Source organism: Streptacidiphilus alkalitolerans (genome assembly GCF_042511045.1).
Classification (GTDB): Bacteria; Actinomycetota; Actinomycetes; order Streptomycetales; family Streptomycetaceae; genus Streptacidiphilus; species Streptacidiphilus alkalitolerans.
Genome location: NZ_JBHEZX010000019.1, coordinates 113,749 through 129,368, shown reverse-complemented (window position 1 = coordinate 129,368; position 15,620 = coordinate 113,749). Strand labels below are relative to the sequence as shown.

Annotated in this window: 13 protein-coding genes; 11 read left to right on the top strand and 2 right to left on the bottom strand. The window is 71.9% G+C overall.

The genetic code is table 11. From position 1 onward, the window contains the following. Positions 1-62 precede the first annotated feature (62 nt). Complete coding sequence (locus ACEZDG_RS31950; protein ID WP_380516577.1) at positions 63-563, bottom strand: hypothetical protein; 501 nt, start codon at positions 561-563, stop codon at positions 63-65. Positions 564-1,026: 463 nt separating this feature from the next. On the opposite strand from ACEZDG_RS31950, the gene hemL reads away from it, so the two are divergent. The 6 genes from hemL to ccsB all read left to right on the top strand — a co-directional run bounded on the left by hemL (position 1,027) and on the right by ccsB (position 7,845). Further along, positions 1,027-2,364, top strand: coding sequence for a glutamate-1-semialdehyde 2,1-aminomutase (gene hemL / locus ACEZDG_RS31945; protein ID WP_380516486.1), 1,338 nt, complete (start codon positions 1,027-1,029; stop codon positions 2,362-2,364). Between the two features lie 169 nt (positions 2,365-2,533). Next, positions 2,534-3,184, top strand: a complete 651-nt coding sequence (locus ACEZDG_RS31940) for a histidine phosphatase family protein (protein WP_380516575.1) — start codon at positions 2,534-2,536, stop codon at positions 3,182-3,184. A gap of 100 nt (positions 3,185-3,284) precedes the next feature. Further along, a complete protein-coding gene (locus ACEZDG_RS31935; protein WP_380516484.1) occupies positions 3,285-4,001 on the top strand; it encodes a TlpA family protein disulfide reductase in 717 nt (238 codons plus the stop codon). Then, a complete protein-coding gene (locus ACEZDG_RS31930; RefSeq protein ID WP_380516481.1) occupies positions 3,998-4,807 on the top strand; it encodes a cytochrome c biogenesis CcdA family protein in 810 nt (269 codons plus the stop codon). Before ACEZDG_RS31935 ends, ACEZDG_RS31930 begins: the two co-directional genes overlap by 4 nt. A 3-nt stretch (positions 4,808-4,810) precedes the next feature. After that, positions 4,811-6,697, top strand: coding sequence for a cytochrome c biogenesis protein ResB (gene resB, locus ACEZDG_RS31925; protein WP_380516478.1), 1,887 nt, complete (start codon positions 4,811-4,813; stop codon positions 6,695-6,697). A gap of 5 nt (positions 6,698-6,702) precedes the next feature. Next, on the top strand, positions 6,703-7,845 hold the full coding sequence (gene ccsB / locus ACEZDG_RS31920; RefSeq protein ID WP_380516476.1) for a c-type cytochrome biogenesis protein CcsB: 1,143 nt from the start codon (positions 6,703-6,705) through the stop codon (positions 7,843-7,845). A gap of 30 nt (positions 7,846-7,875) precedes the next feature. On the opposite strand, the gene ACEZDG_RS31915 is transcribed toward ccsB, so the two are convergent. Further along, positions 7,876-8,148: a hypothetical protein gene (locus tag ACEZDG_RS31915; protein ID WP_380516473.1), complete on the bottom strand. Its 273-nt coding sequence runs from the start codon at positions 8,146-8,148 to the stop codon at positions 7,876-7,878. Between the two features lie 368 nt (positions 8,149-8,516). On the opposite strand from ACEZDG_RS31915, the gene ACEZDG_RS31910 reads away from it, so the two are divergent. The 5 genes from ACEZDG_RS31910 to ACEZDG_RS31890 all read left to right on the top strand — a co-directional run bounded on the left by ACEZDG_RS31910 (position 8,517) and on the right by ACEZDG_RS31890 (position 15,590). Then, positions 8,517-9,149 carry a hypothetical protein gene (locus tag ACEZDG_RS31910; protein ID WP_380516472.1) on the top strand — a complete coding sequence of 211 codons (633 nt, stop codon included), beginning with the start codon at positions 8,517-8,519 and terminating at the stop codon, positions 9,147-9,149. Between the two features lie 105 nt (positions 9,150-9,254). Continuing rightward, the gene (locus ACEZDG_RS31905) at positions 9,255-10,292 is read left to right on the top strand and encodes a hypothetical protein (protein ID WP_380516469.1); all 1,038 of its coding nucleotides are present in this window, start codon (positions 9,255-9,257) and stop codon (positions 10,290-10,292) included. Between the two features lie 51 nt (positions 10,293-10,343). Next, positions 10,344-11,039 (top strand): class I SAM-dependent methyltransferase, encoded by a 696-nt coding sequence (locus ACEZDG_RS31900; protein WP_380516467.1) that lies wholly within the window; start codon positions 10,344-10,346, stop codon positions 11,037-11,039. Continuing rightward, positions 11,020-12,216, top strand: coding sequence for an acyltransferase family protein (locus tag ACEZDG_RS31895; protein WP_380516465.1), 1,197 nt, complete (start codon positions 11,020-11,022; stop codon positions 12,214-12,216). The genes ACEZDG_RS31900 and ACEZDG_RS31895 overlap by 20 nt, the downstream gene beginning before the upstream one ends. 116 nt (positions 12,217-12,332) lie before the next feature. After that, complete coding sequence (locus ACEZDG_RS31890; protein ID WP_380516462.1) at positions 12,333-15,590, top strand: sacsin N-terminal ATP-binding-like domain-containing protein; 3,258 nt, start codon at positions 12,333-12,335, stop codon at positions 15,588-15,590. Positions 15,591-15,620: the final 30 nt, after the last annotated feature.

The window sequence follows — 15,620 nt, the reverse complement described above, 5'->3', positions numbered from 1 at the left end:
TGTGCACGCAAGGCCTGCCGGGCGACCGGCTGACGATCATCGCCCGGCAGGGAACCCGCAGCTCAGGGCCACATCAGGCAGTAGAGCTGGTGTCCCGCGTCGTGCAGTCGGTTGGCGAAGTCCTGCCACTCGTGGAGCATCTGGTAGATGACGAAGGCGTCGCGGGGGCCGCGGCGGTCGGGGACGGTGGACCAGATGAAGGCGGCGGTGCCGAGCTCGGCCTCGTCGGCTTTGCGGAGGGGTTCGACGACGGTGTGCGGGAGTTGGAAGACCGCGTAGTCGGGGTGGAGCACGATCAGCTCCAGCGGGGGGACCGCGGAGAGCGGGATGCCCTGGATGCCGGTGAGCACCATCGCGCTCATCGTCTCGGGCTTGATCTTGGTGGAGAGCCCGCCGCTGAAGGTCTCCTCGGAGCCCTCGCGGCCGTCCTGGCCGAACAGCTCGCCGAGCCGGCCGAGCGTGCCGAGCTCGCCCGCGTCCAGGCCGAGGCCGTCGCGGCCGAGGGCGGTGGGTACCCGGGCCGCGGTGGCTCGGTCGGGAGCGCCGAAGTACTTGTAGGTCACCCCCACGCCGCCACCGCCCCTGTTTCCACCACTGCCACTGCCACTGCCGCCACTGCCACGTCCACTGCCGCCACGCCTACGCGAAGCCCTTGCCGCACCCTCGGACCCTTCGCGCGCCTCGGACACCACGACCATCCTTACTGGCAGTCATCGATTTGCCAACAGGCAAAAGGTGCGCGGCCGTTTGATCCCACGCGAAACGCCGTCCACCGAGTCCCTTCGGCGGCCGGCTGAGCACTGCGGCCCGATCATCGTCCCAGATGATTGGGTGGGACATGCCGAAGGACAGGCTGCGGTTTGGTGAAGATGGCGTTTGAAGATGGTGGTTTGAGACCATGTGCACTGTCAGCTCTCCGTACGAAGCGTCAGCGCCACCGCAGTGGCTTGACGTGGACACAACGTAGTTGACGTAGCGCCCGTTGTCACTGGCCAATCGTCCGCCGAGCTTTCACTCCCTACGTTTTTGCAGGTCAGGAGCACAGTGCCGTATCCATATGAAGCCCCCGAGTCCCAGTCGTTGTTCGAGCGCGCCTCCGTGGTGACCCCCGGCGGTGTCAACTCGCCGGTCCGGGCCTTCCGGGCGGTCGGCGGCACCCCGCGCTTCATGGTGTCCGGCCGGGGCCCGTACCTGACCGACGCGGACGGCCGCGAGTACGTCGACCTGGTCTGCTCCTGGGGTCCGATGATCCTCGGCCATGCCCACCCCGACGTGATCGACGCCGTGCAGGCGGCGGTCGTACGGGGCACCTCCTTCGGGACTCCCGGTCTCGGGGAGGTGGAGCTGGCCGAGGAAATTGTGAGCAGGGTCACTCCAGTTGAGCAGGTTCGCCTGGTCTCCTCGGGCACCGAGGCGACCATGTCGGCGATCCGGCTCGCCCGCGGCTTCACCGGGCGCGCCAAGATCGTGAAGTTCGCGGGCTGCTACCACGGACATGTGGACGCACTCCTCGCCGCCGCCGGTTCCGGCCTTGCCACCTTCGCCCTCCCCGACACCCCTGGTGTCACCGGTGCGACCGCGGCCGACACCATCGTGCTTCCCTACAACGACCTGGACGCCGTCCGGGCCGCCTTCGCCGCCCACCCCGGCGAGATCGCCTGCGTGATCACCGAGGCGTCGCCCGGCAACATGGGCGTGGTCCCGCCGCTCCCCGGCTTCAACGGCGGTCTGGCCCGGCTCTGCCGCGACAACGGCGCGCTGTTCATCTCCGACGAGGTGATGACCGGCTTCCGTGTGTCCAGGGCGGGTTGGTACGGCCTTGAGGCCGCGGTCGAGGGCTGGGCCCCCGACCTGCTGACCTTCGGCAAGGTCATGGGCGGCGGCTTCCCGGCCGCTGCCTTCGGCGGACGTGCGGACGTCATGGCGAACCTGGCCCCCGCAGGACCGGTCTACCAGGCCGGCACGCTCTCCGGGAACCCGATCGCGACGGCGGCCGGCCTGGCCCAGCTGCGCGGCTGCACCGACGAGGTGTACACGACCGTGGACCGGGTCGCCGACGAGGTGTCCGGGCTGGTCGGCGCGGCGCTCGCCAAGGAGGGGGTGGCGCACCGGGTGCAGCGGGCCGGAAACATGTTCTCGGTGTTCTTCACCGCCGACGAGGTGACGAACTACGACCAGGCGCGCCGGCAGGAGTCGTTCCGCTTCACCGCCTTCTTCCAGACGATGCTGGCCGCCGGGGTCTACCTGCCGCCGTCGGCGTTCGAGTCCTGGTTCGTCTCGGCGGCGCACGACGCGCGTGCGATCGAGCGGATCGCCGACGCGCTGCCGGCGGCGGCCCGCGCCGCGGCGGAGGCAACGGCGTAGCCGGCCGCGAACGGGGAGGTGTCGCCCGGTCCCGGGAAACGGGGCTGGGCGATACTGGCAGCACGTCCGTCCGAGCGGTCACGCGCAGGGGCTTCCGACCATCTCCGACCATCGGTTACGAAGAGGAGCAGCACAGGTGAGCAGTCCTGAGACCACCGTCGTCCACCTCATGCGGCACGGCGAGGTGCACAACCCGAAGGGCGTGCTCTACGGGCGGCTGCCCGACTACCACCTCTCCGAGCTGGGCCGGAAGATGGCCGACCGGGTGGCCGACCACCTCGGCGGCCGTGACATCACTCACGTCGTGGCCTCCCCGCTGGACCGGGCCCAGGAGACCGCCGCGCCGATCTCCGCCGCGCTCGGCCTGGAGACCGCCGCCGACGAGCGGCTGATCGAGGCCGCGAACATCTTCGAGGGCAAGACCTTCGGGGTGGGCGACGGCTCGCTGCGCAACCCCGCGTACTGGAAGTACCTGACCAACCCGTTCCGCCCGTCCTGGGGCGAGCCGTACATCGAGCAGGTGGTGCGGATGATGGGCGCGCTGGGCGCGGCCAGGGACGCGGCCCGCGGGCACGAGGCGGTGTGCGTCAGCCACCAGCTGCCGATCTGGATCACCCGCAGCTTCGTCGAGCACCGGCGGCTGGCGCACGACCCGCGCAAGCGGCAGTGCTCGCTGGCGAGCCTGACCAGCTTCACGTACCACGGGGACAAGATCGTCTCGATCGGCTACAGCGAGCCCGCCCGGGACCTGCTGCCGGCCCATCTCACCGGCAAGGGGCGGAAGGGCGACTTCCCGGTCACCAGGAGCTACGGCGCCTGACGGTCCGTCGGGTTCGGTGTCGCGGCAGGTCACAGCGCTTGCCGCGACCCGGGCGCGGGGTCGGTGAAACCCCTCAAAACACCCATGCGAAACTCTTCACATGCGTCTGCGCCAGAGTCCCCGCCGGTCTGCCGAGCGGTCCATCAGCCGGTCCGACCGCTCGTCGGACCGTCCGTCGGACCGCCGGTCGAACCGCCCGTCCGGCCGTCCGGCCGGCCGCTGGTCCGGCCGACGCTCCGCCCGCACCCTGGTCACCGTGCTCGCCGCCGCCTCGGCCCTCGTCCTGGCCGGCTGCTCCACCTCGCGGGGCTCCAGCGACAGCGCCAACACCAACTTCATCCAGGGCACCGGGCTGATCAGCACCGTGCCGGCCAAGGACCGCAAGCCCGCGGTCGACCTCTCCGGCAAGGACCTGGACGGCAAGCAGCTCAGCCTCGCCGACTACAAGGGCAAGGTCGTGGTCCTGAACGTCTGGGGCTCCTGGTGCGCGCCCTGCCGGGCCGAGGCGGCCGACTTCGAGTCGGTCTTCAAGGCCACCCAGGCCAAGGGCGTGCAGTTCGTCGGCCTCGACTCCCGGGATCTGCAGATCACCCAGGCGCAGTACTTCGTCAGGGACCACAAGCTGACCTACCCGAGCCTCTACGACTCCTCCGGTGAGCTGCTGCTGAAGTTCCCGGCCGGGACGCTCAACCCGCAGAGCATCCCCACCACGCTCATCCTGGACCGCCAGGGCCGGGTGGCGGTACGCGCGCTCACCGCGCTGACCGGCGACCAGCTCACCAAGATCCTCGCCCCGGTGCTGGCGGAGAAGTCGTGAGCACCGCTGCCGCTGCCGCCACCTCCCTGCGACTGCTCGCCGACGCGGGCATCGGCGCCGAGAACACGACGGTGCTGTCGGGAGCGCTGGTGCTCGCCGTGCCGGTGGCGCTGGCGGCCGGCCTGGTGTCGTTCTTCTCACCCTGTGTGCTGCCGCTCGTCCCCGGCTACCTCTCCTATGTGACCGGCTTCTCCGCCGTGGACCTGGCGAACGCCGAGGGCCGCAAGCGCGGACGGGTGCTGCTGGGCGCGCTGCTCTTCGTCTTCGGCTTCAGCGCCGTGTTCGTCTCCGGCGGGGCACTGTTCGGCTACTTCGGCCACACCCTGGCCGTGCACCAGCGGCTGATCCAGGAGGTCTCCGGGGGCCTGACGGTCGTCATGGGCCTGGCCTTCATGGGCTTCCTGCCCGGGTTCAGCCAGCGCGAGCTGCGCAGCCACCGCAAGCCGATGGTCGGCCTGCTGGGCGCCCCGGTGCTGGGCATCGTCTTCGGCATCGGCTGGACGCCCTGCATCGGCCCCACCCTGGCCTCGGTGCAGGCGCTCGCCTTCACCCAGTCCGGCGCCGGGCGCGGGGCCTTCCTCACCGCCGTCTACTGCATCGGCCTGGGGCTTCCCTTCGTGCTCGCGGCCTTCGCCTTCCGCCGGGCGCTCGGCGCCTTCGGCTGGGTCAAGCAGCACTACCAGCTGGTGATGCGGATCGGCGGTGGGATGCTGGTCCTGGTCGGCGTCCTGCTGCTCACGGGGGCATGGGCCCAGCTGGTGAACCAGCTCCAGTACTGGTCCACCGGCACCACGTTGGGAATCTGAATCATGAGTGACCCCCGTCCGGAGACCGCCGAGCAGGGCGACGCCCTCAGCGAGCGCGAGGAGCAGCGGGAACTCGCCGCAGCCGGGCGCCTCAGCAGCGCACCGTTGGACGAGACCGCCGAGGCCCTGAACGCGGACGCGCACACCCGCGCCGGCGGCACGGACGCGGACGGCGCGCAGGCCGGGGCCGGCGACGGCACAGGCGCCGCTGCCGTCGTCGGCATCGGCTTCGTCGGCTGGCTGCGCTGGGGCTGGCGCCAGTTGACCTCGATGCGGATCGCGCTGGTGCTGCTGTTCCTGCTGTCGCTGGCGGCCGTCCCCGGCTCGCTGATCCCGCAGACCTCGGCGTCCCCGGCCAACGTCCAGACCTGGCACAAGGCGCACCCCGGCTGGGCGCCGCTGTTCGACAAGCTGGACATGTTCAGTGTCTACAGCTCGTTCTGGTTCTCGGCGATCTACCTGCTGCTGTTCATCTCCCTGGTCGGCTGCATCATCCCGCGCACCTGGCAGTTCGTCGGCGTGCTGCGGGCCAAGCCGCCGACGGCCCCGCGCCACCTCAGCAGGCTGCCGGTGTACGCGACCTGGCGCAGCAGCGCGGACCCGGACGCGGTGCTGGCCGAGTCCCGCCGGCTGCTCGGCCGCCGCCGGTTCCGGGTCGCCGCGCAGGGCAGCGCGGTCAGTTCGGAGAAGGGCTATCTGCGCGAGGTCGGCAACCTACTGTTCCACATCTCGCTGGTGGCGATGCTGATCGCCTTCGCCTTCACCAAGCTGGCCGGCGGCATGGGCACGGTGATCGTGGTGGAGGGCGACACCTTCAGCAACAACGTCACCCAGTACGACGACTTCGAGCCGAGCGCCTTCTACACCGCCGACAGCCTGAAGCCCTTCCACTTCAGGCTGGACAGCTTCAAGGCCACCTGGCAGACCAGCGGGAGCCAGGTCGGCACGGCCAGGACCTTCGCCGCGAACGTCACCTACTGGAACGGCGCGAGCGACAAGAATCCGACCAAGGGCACCATCGAGGTCAACCACCCGCTGGAGATCGGCGGCAGCAATGTCTACCTGACGGCGCACGGCTACGCGCCGGTGCTCCAGGTGACCAACGCCAAGGGCGAGGTCATCTTCAACGGGCCGACCGCCTGCCTGCCGCAGGACTCCAACATCACCTCGATGTGCGCCTTCAAGATCAGCGACGGCTATGTCGACTCGAGCGGGAAGTCGACCCAGGTCGGCCTCACCGCGATCTTCGCGCCGACGATGGCCGCCGAGTCGACCTTCAACACCCAGGGCCCGCACTCGATCTTCCCCGACCTGCTCAACCCGGAGCTGGCCCTGTCCGCCTACTACGGCGACCTGGGCAACAACGCGGGCGACCCGCAGAGCGTCTACGAGCTCGACACCACGCACATGAAGCCGTACATGGTGACGAACACCCAGGGCAAGGCGGAACAGCTGAAGGTGCTGCTGCAGCCCGGCCAGCACTTCAACCTGCCCAGCGGCGGTACCGTCACCATGACCGGTATCAAGCAGTGGGTGAACTTCACCGTCTCCAGCAACCCCGGTACGACGGAGGCGCTGGTCAGCGCCGCTCTGGCGATCCTCGGCCTGATCGGCTCGCTGTTCGTGCAGCGCCGCCGGATCTGGGTGCGCGCGGTGGCCGGCCCGGACGGGACGACCACCGTCGAGCTGGCCGGGCTGGCCCGCAGCGAGTCCTCGCGGATCGCGGAGGAGCTGGCGGAGGTGGCGCTGGCACTCCAGGACGTGGCACCGGCCGACCGCGACGACACCTCCGACGCGGACGAAAACCACACCGACGCTGACGACACTGTCGCTGACGGACAATCAGAAGACCCCGAACTCACCTCCACCTCCCTCTCCAAGGAACGATGAGTGTGATGAACCTCGCAGCCGCAGCGGCGATCAACACCAACCTCGCCACCATCTCCAACGTCCTGATCTACTCCGCCATGGCGGTGTACCTCTTCGCGTTCCTCGCCTACACCACCGAGTGGACCTTCGGCGGTCGCGGTCGCGTCGCCCGGGAGTCGGCCGCGCTGGTGTCCGCGTCGGCCGCTGAGGGGGAGTCCGCCGGGACGACGGCTGCCGCTGCCGCGCCCAAGGTCGCGGTCACCGTCACCAGGGCGAACGGCGGCACGGCGACGCTCACCCGCACCGTCGCGGCCAAGGCGGGCAAGGTCGACGTGCTGACCCGCGGCGACGAGGCCCCGCCGGCCGACGGCGTGGGCGCGGCCGGCGGCGACGAGCGGGCGGACCGGCTGGGCCGGGTCGCGGTCAGCCTCACCGGCCTCGCCGCGCTGCTCCAGTTCGGCGGCGTGGTCGCCCGCGGCGTCTCGGCGGGACGCCCGCCGTGGGGCAACCTCTACGAGTTCACCTGCGCGCTGACCCTGGTCGCGGCGCTGCTCTTCCTGGGCCTGCTGTTCAGCGGACGCGACGTCCGCTGGCTCGGCCTGCCGCTCACCTTCGGCATCCTGCTGGGCCTCGGACTGGCCGTCACCGTCCTCTACACCGCCTCCGAGCAGCTGGTCCCGGCGCTGCACTCGTACTGGCTGTGGATCCATGTCTCCGGCGCGATGATCTGCGGCGGGGCCCTCTACGCGGGGGCGCTCACCACGGTGATGTACCTCTGCCGGGACATCCACGAGAAGGCCGTCGCCGAGGGCCGCAGCAAGGGCGGGCGCTGGGCCGACATCTGCGAGCGGATGCCCGCGGCGGCGACCCTGGACAAGTTGTCGTACCGGATCAACGCCTTCACCTTCCCGCTGTGGACGTTCACGATCATCGCGGGCGCGATCTGGGCCGAGGCCGCCTGGGGCCACTACTGGCAGTGGGACCCGACCGAGACCTGGGCCTTCATCACCTGGGTCGCGTACGCCTGCTACCTGCACGCCCGGGCGACGGCGGGCTGGAAGGGACGGAAGGCGGCGGTGCTGGTGCTGATCGCCTTCGCCTGCTTCCTGTTCAACTCCTACGGCGTGAGCATCTTCATCAACGGCATGCACTCGTACGCCGGCCTGTAGGACCCGTTTGCCCGGCGCGCACGACGGCGCTCACTGCTGCTGGCGGCTCCGGCGCCGGATCCCGATGGCCAGGACGACCCCGGTCGCGGTGAAGGCCAGTGCGCCGCCGGCCAGCGCGGCGGTGTCGTCCGTGTCGCCGTCGCCGGTCACCGGCGGGTGCGTCTCCGCCTGGACCGCGGCCTGGGTGTGCCGCGGCTCCACCGCGTGCGCGGCCGTCGGCAGCAGGGCGGTGCCGCCGGTTATCGCGGCGGTGAGGAGCACGGACGCGACGGCGATGACACGAGTGCGGGCGCGGGTGGACAAGGCGTACCCCCTGGGTGTGGTGACAGCTGCGTCGGTGCTGTGGTCAGTTGTAGTGGGTTCCACCACTACAGCAAAACCCTGTCAGGCGAAGATCCTGGCCCGATGCGCCCGCTGTCACGGCTGGGCAACAGTGGGTGAGATTGGTGACAGCGGGACTGCCCGAATCGGTGGTGCTGGGCGACTTGTCCGTGCAACCATCAATGCGGGACGGCGGAGCCGACAAAGTCTGTAACTCCGCCTGTGCGCAAGGCTGGTGTGTTCACTCCGCACAGCCGGGGGGAGTAGGCGCGGCAGGCGGTCGTACTGGGGGGTCGACCGCCCGCTGACTGGGCTGCCAGCCATACACAGGACCCCTGGTTCGCGACGACATGAGTGCCTTCAGGAAACTCCGCGATCACTTACAGCACCAGGTCCTGGGGGGCCTGGCCACACTCGCAGCAACCGAGATCAACGATGTCTACGCCCTCGCCTTCCTGGTCGACAACCAGGACGACGATCCGCGTCGCCCTGTCCTGACCGTCCGTCACAACACCCGCGCCCAGGTGCGAATCGCCCTGCGCACGGCCGACAACACCGTCGACGAACCCGTCGACGAACCCGCCGACAGCCCGGCGGACGCCCGCTGGAACCTCGCGTACTGGCTCCCCGGCGAGCTCGTGGTGATCGCCGACAGCGCCCGCGACCCCATCGGAGCCGCCCTGCGCGAGACCTGGATCAGGGCACTCGGGCTCTGGTACGAGGGCGGCCTCGACGCCGAGGGACACCCCGCCGCCATCGGGCTGCTCGCCCTGGAGATCGAGAGCTGCTTCAACGAGGAGTGTGTGCGGCTCGCCCGGGCCCTGCACAGCACCGGCACGCTGGAGGGCGCGCTGGGGCGACCGGTGCCCATCCTCATCCCCGAGTGGGAGCACGGTTCCGGGACCGCCGGGCAGACCCTGGCCGCCAATCCGGCCGGGCTGGCCCGCGAATACATCGACTGGACCCGGGGGCAGGGCCACTGAGCCGACTCCTGCCGGCACATCCGGGACCTTGTGCGTCCACGAGAGGACGGGAACAGCTTTATGAGACGGACCAGCGCTCGATTATGGGGCGGGGGACTGCTGTCGGTGGCGCTGATCGCGCTGACAGCCTCCGCCTGCGGTGGAGCCGGGAGCCAGGACGCCGACTGCGGCGCGACCACGCAGGTGTGCGGCAGCGCCGCGCCGGCCGTGCCGGGCGGCGGCGCGAACGGTGGTGGCGCGAAGGGGGCCGCTACCAGCGGCGACGGCGCGAGCGGCGGTCCGACGCCGTCCCGTACTCCCCCTTCGCCTCCCGACCTCGCGACCTGCCACACGGCCAGTGACTGCGGCTTCCCCGACGCCGACAGCACAGGCCCGCGGATCGGGCTGAAGCCGCACCGCACCGGGGCGCTCACCATCACCAAGGACGGCACGGTGATCCGGGGCTGGGACATCACCGGCTCGCTCGACATCTACGCGGACAACGTCACCGTCATCGACAGCAAGGTCACCTCCACCAACTGGTGGGGCATCAATCTCCGGGCCGGCTTCCACGGCCTGCGGGTCCTGTACAGCACGATCACCGGGGTCCCCGGCAAGGGCCAGGACAACGGCGGCGAGGACTACGCGGTCTCCAACATGGGCGGCAGCTCCGTCGAGGTCGGCTTCTGCGACATCTCGGTGTTCAGTGACGCGCTGTCGATGGGTCAGGGAAACCTGCACGACAACTATGTGCACGGCATCGTCCCCTTCGTCGACCAGGCCGGGGAGTGGGCCCACACCGACGCCGTGATCAGCGACGGCGCGGGCTCCGACAAACTGGTCATCCGTCACAACACGCTGCTGAACCCGGCCTCGGTCCCCAGGGGCGGCACCGCGGCCATCGGCCTGTACGCGGACACCGGCGCGGTGCTGAACACCGTCGTGGACGACAACTGGCTGGCCGGGGGCGCCTACGCGCTCTACGGCGGAGGCGACGGCGCCAACGGGATCCAGGTCACCAACAACGTCTTCTCGACCGAGTACTACCCCGGCAGCGGACTCTACGGGCCGGTCGCGCACTGGAACACCAAGGGAGCAGGCAACGTCTGGCGCGGCAACCGGATGTCGGACGGCAAGCCGGTGAACCCGCCGGCCAAGCCCTGAACGCCCGGTCCCTCGTGCCCACAAGACCCTGATGGGAAGGTGGCTGACCCCATGTCAGAGCCAAAGTACCGCGCACTCCGAAATCGTCTGGTGGACGCGCCCGGCTCGGTCGGCGAGCGCTTCCGCACCGCCCGCTGGCTGCGTTTCCGTGCGTACTTCCCCGACATCGACGAGTGCGAGGTGGTGGACCTCGGCGGCACCGCCGACACCTGGCTGCGGGCCCCGGTCCGGCCCCGGCGCCTGCATCTCGTCAACATCGACCCGCATCCGGCCGGGCTGCCCGACTGGATCAGCACGGAGGTCGCCGATGTGACCGACCCCGCTGTCACCGCCGCGCTGGGGAGCTTCGACCTGGTCTACTCGAACTCGACCATCGAGCACGTCGGCGGCCACAGCCAGCGGCTGCGCTTCGCCGCCGCGATCACCACCCTCGCCCCCCGGCACTGGGTGCAGACGCCGTACCGCTACTTCCCGGTCGAGCCGCACTTCCTGGCGCCCGGCTTCCAGTTCCTGCCGCTGGCGGCCCGTGCGCGGCTGGTGCGGCACTGGCCGCTCACCCACAGCCGTCCGGACGGGCCCGAGGAGGGCCTCCGGGCGGTGGTCGGCATCGAACTGCTGACCAGGACCGAGATGCGCTACCTCTTCCCCGACTCGACCCTGCTGAGCGAGCGGGTCCTCGGCGTCACCAAGTCGCTGCTGGCGGTTCGCGGCAAAGGGGGGTCGGCGCATGACCGAGGCCTTACCTGACGCGGGCAGACCCTCCGTGCCGCCCGCCGCCGAGCCCGCAGGGGCGGCGGAGTCGACACCTCCTCCGGGCCGGGGGCGGCTGCCCTCGCTCACCGGTCTGCGCTTCGCCGCCGCGTTCCTGGTGTTCGGCTTCCATCTGCAGATCGCCCACCTGTTCCCGGCCAGGTCCGAGGGCGACCATGTGCTCTCGCTGCTGTTCGGACACGGCGCGATCGGGGTGTCGTTCTTCTTCATCCTCAGCGGCTTTGTGCTCACCTGGTCCGCCGGCCCGCGGGACCCCGTCCGCCGCGTCTGGCGCAACCGGGCCGCGAAGATCTTCCCGAACCACCTGGTGACCGCCCTGGCCGCGCTGGCCGCCGTGGCGGCGGGAGCGGGTGCGGCGGCGGGGGCCGCCGGCGGACCGGGCGCCGCCTCGCCGGAGGTGGTCGTCCCCAACCTGCTGCTGGTGCAGTCCTGGAGTCCGAATCCGGACGTCTACTTCGGGCTGAACACGGTCTCCTGGTCCCTGTCCTGCGAGGCGTTCTTCTACCTGCTCTTCCCGTTCCTGCTGCGCGGCCTGGCCCGGCTGGACCGCCGGGCGCTGTGGCCGGCCGCGATCGTGCTGACCGCGGTGGTCTGGTGCCTGCCGCTGGCCACGGCGGGCTGGTCCGAAGCGACCGCCTACTGGTTCCTCTACGTACTGCCGGCCACCCGGCTGGCGGAGTTCTGTCTCGGCATGGCGCTGGCCCGGATCGTCGCCTCCGGCCAGTGGTTCCGCTGCCCGGCCTGGGCGGCGGGGCTGCTGCTGGTCGGCGCGTACGCGTCGATCGGCTATCTGCCGGTGCGCCTCGGTTATGTCGCGGTGACCGTGGTTCCGCTGGCCCTGCTGATCCCCGCGCTCGCCTCGGCCGACCTCGGCGGGCGGCGCACCCTCTGGGCCACCCGTTGGGCGGTGCTGCTCGGTGAGGTCTCCTTCGCCTTCTACATGGTCCACCAACTGGTGATCCGCTTCGCCGTCAAAGCCCTGCACGTCCCCGCCGCCGAGGCCCCTGGTTGGTCCGTCCCGGTGGTGATCGCCGTTCAGTTCGCGCTGCTGGCCGCGGCCCTGACGGCGGCGGCCCTGCTCTGGCGCATCGTCGAACGCCCGCTCAACAACCGGCTCCGCAGCGCGCCGGCGCGGCGGGTCCCCGCCATCTAGGGAGGTGGCGGCCGGGCGCGTGGCGCGTGATGTCGGTGGTTGCAGGGAGAATGCCCGCGTACGGTTCACAGCCTCGCCGGTCGGGTGGGGGCGGCGAGAGCGGGGAGACGACGGCCATGGATGCGCGGATTGTGGGGATCGTGGCGGACGGCAGCGGAGCGGCGGACCCGTTCCGGACGGCAGGGCTGCGGCGACGGGTGCTGGAGGCCTGGGCGGCCTCGCCCGCGCGGTTCCGCGAGGACGCCAACGCCGAGGAGGAGCTCGCCCTCGGCGGTTACCGGGACCGGCTGGTCGTGGAGCTGGCGCAGAACGCCGCCGACGCGGCGGCCAGGGCCGGCGTGCCCGGGCGGCTGCGGCTGACCCTGCGGGACGGGGTGCTCTGCGCGGCCAACACCGGCACGCCGCTGGACGCCCAGGGGGTCGAGTCGCTGTCCACGCTGCGGGCCTCGTCCAAGCGCGAGGAGGCCTCCCAGGTCGGCCGGTTCGGGGTCGGCTTCGCGGCGGTGCTCGCGGTGTCGGACGAGCCCGCCGTGCTGAGCGTCCCCGGCGGGGTGCGCTGGTCGCTGCTGGAGGCCCGCGGGCTGGCCGCCGAGCAGTCCGCGCTGGCCGAGGAACTGCGCCGCCGGGACGGCCACGTCCCGCTGCTGCGGCTGCCGCTGCCCGCCGAGGGCACGCCGCCCGCGGGCTACGACACCGTGGTGGTGCTGCCGCTGCGCGACGCCGCGGCCGAGGATCTGACCCGCCGTCTGCTGGACGAGGTCGACGACGCCCTGCTGCTGACCCTGACCGGCCTGGTCGAGGTCGCGGTCGAGACCGAGGGCGGGACCAGGACGCTGACCCGGCGTGAGGAGCCCGCCGCGCACGACCGGGGCGGCCCCGGCGCCGTGGTGGTCGCGAGCGAGGCGGGCGAGAGCCGCTGGCAGGTCGCCTCGGCCGGTGGCGCGCTGGCGGCGGAGCTGCTGCAGGACCGTACGGTCGAGGAACGGCACCGTCCGCAGTGGTCGGTGACCTGGGCCGTCCCGGTGGATCCGGCCGGCCGTCCGACGCAGCCCCGTACCGCCCCCGTGGTGCACGCGCCGACGCCGACGGACGAGCCGCTGGGCGTCCCGGCGCTGCTGATCGCCTCGTTCCCGCTGGACTCGACCCGCCGTCATATCGCCCCGGGCGCACTGACCGACTTCCTGGTCGAACAGGCGGGCGAGGTGTATGCAACGCTGCTGCGGCAGCGGGGGGCTGACGTCTCGTCACTCGACCTGGTGCCGGGCCCGCTGGGCCAGGGCGAGGTGGACGCCAAGCTGCGCCGGGCCATCGTCTCCAGGCTCCCCGAGGTCGCCTTCTTGCCGGAAGCAGGACCGATCAAAGAGGCTGGCGCAGAACCGCGCTCCGCGCTGCGTCCGCGGGACGCCGTGCTGCTGGAGGGGGCGGACGCCGAGATCGTGCGGGCGCTCGCCGACGTCCTGCCGGGCCTGCTGCCCGCAGGGCTGGAGCGGCGGCAGGAGCTGCGCACCCTCGGTGTGCGCCGGGTCGCGCTGGCCGAGACCGTCGACCAGCTGGCCAACCTGGACAAGGAGCCCGCCTGGTGGCGCAACCTCTACGGCGCGCTGGCCGGCGCCGAGGCGGAGACGCTGGGCGCGCTGCCGGTGCCGCTCGCGGACGGGCGGATGGTGACCGGCCCGCGCCGGGTGCTGGTCCCGGCGGGCACGGAGGTTGCTGCCGAGGACCTGGCGCTGCTGGGCCTGCGGCTGGTCCACCCGGAGGCCGCGCATCCGCTGCTGGAGAAGCTGGGCGCGGGCGTGGCCACCCCGCTCGGCCTGCTGGAGACCGCCGAGCTGCAGGCGGCCGTGCTGCGCTCGGTCGAGCTGGACGACCCCGACGAGGCCGAGGACGTCGCCGAGGCCGTGCTGCGGATCGTCAGGGCGGCGGAGACCAGCCCCGGCGCCTACCCGTGGCTGGCCCGGCTCGCCCTGCCGGACGACGAGGGCGAGCTGGTCGCGGCGGGCGAACTGGTGCTGCCCGGCAGCCCGCTGGCCTCGATCGTGGACGAGGACGACGCGGTCTTCCTGGACGACGACTGGTTGGAGCGCTGGGGCACTGACGTGCTCCGCGCGGTGGGCGTCGGCTACGCGCTCGGCCTGGTCCGGGCCGAGGAGGTGGTGCTCGACCCGGACGACCTGGAGCGGCTCGACCCGACCGTCCCCGCCGACCGCGCGGCCGGCGGCGAGCCCACCGGGCTGCTGGACGAGGCCCCGGACGGGCTGGCGGACTGGGCCGAGGAGGTCGCCGAGCAGATCGGGCGGAGCGACGACCCGGGCGTCCCCGAGGTCCCGCCGGTCGCGGCCGAGCTGCTGGCGGTGCGCGATCTCGACCTGGTGGCCGACGACGCCTGGCCGCAGGCCCTCGCCATGCTCGCGGCCCCGCCGCTGCGTGACGCGGTGGTCAACCCGGTGCGGGTGCTGCTCCCCGACGGCCGCAGCGCGCAGGTCCCGCCGTATGCCGCCTGGTGGCTGCGGGACCACCCGGTGCTGGACGGCCGCCGTCCGGCCGGGCTGCGCGCGGCCGGGGCCGACCCGCTGCTGCGCGGGCTCTACGAGGAGGCGCGGACCAAGCTCGACCCGGTGTTCCTGCACGCCCTGGGCGTGCGGACGACCCTGGCCGCGCTGCTCGCCGAGACCGACGGACCGGACGAGGTGCTGTACCGGATGACCGATCCGGAGAGCGAGGTGTCGCACCGTCAACTGCACGGCCTCTACACCGCCCTGGCCTCGGTCGACCTGAGCCGGGTCGCCCTGCCGGAGGAGGTGCGGGCGCTGCCCCCGATGGTGCCGGAGACGCACCGACGGCCGGCCGGCACGGTCGTGGTCGACGTCTCCGAGGCGGTGGTCGCCGACGCGCCGGACCTGGTCCAGCTGCTGGACGCGTTCCCGCTGATCATCGTCGCCCCGGCGCTGGCCGGACCGCTCGCCGAGCGGCTGCACGTCTCGCTGGCCAGCGAGGTCGCGGGCGGCCGGGTGCTCACCGAGGGCACCGTGCACCGGGTCCCCGAGGTGGTCAGGGAACTGCTGCCGGGCTGCCCCGAGGTGTACGAGGAGCACGACGAACTGCTGGTGGTCGGCCCGGACGGGCAGGACGCGGCGGTGGACTGGCGCTGGGACGCGGACAGCCCCGCGCCCGAGTACCCGGACGAGGAGGAGCAGGGCGAGGACGAGTTCGCCGCGCCGGTCCCGCACGGCGCCCTGCACGCGGCGACCCCGGAGGGCCTGGCGGCCGGCCTGGCCTGGGCGGCGGGGCAGTGGCACCGCCGGTTCGAGGTACTGGCCGTGCTCTCCGATCCGGACCGCGCCTACGAGCTGAGTGCGGCCAGGGACTTCGAGTAGTCCGGCGGGTTCCAGGAGGCCCGGCGGGTT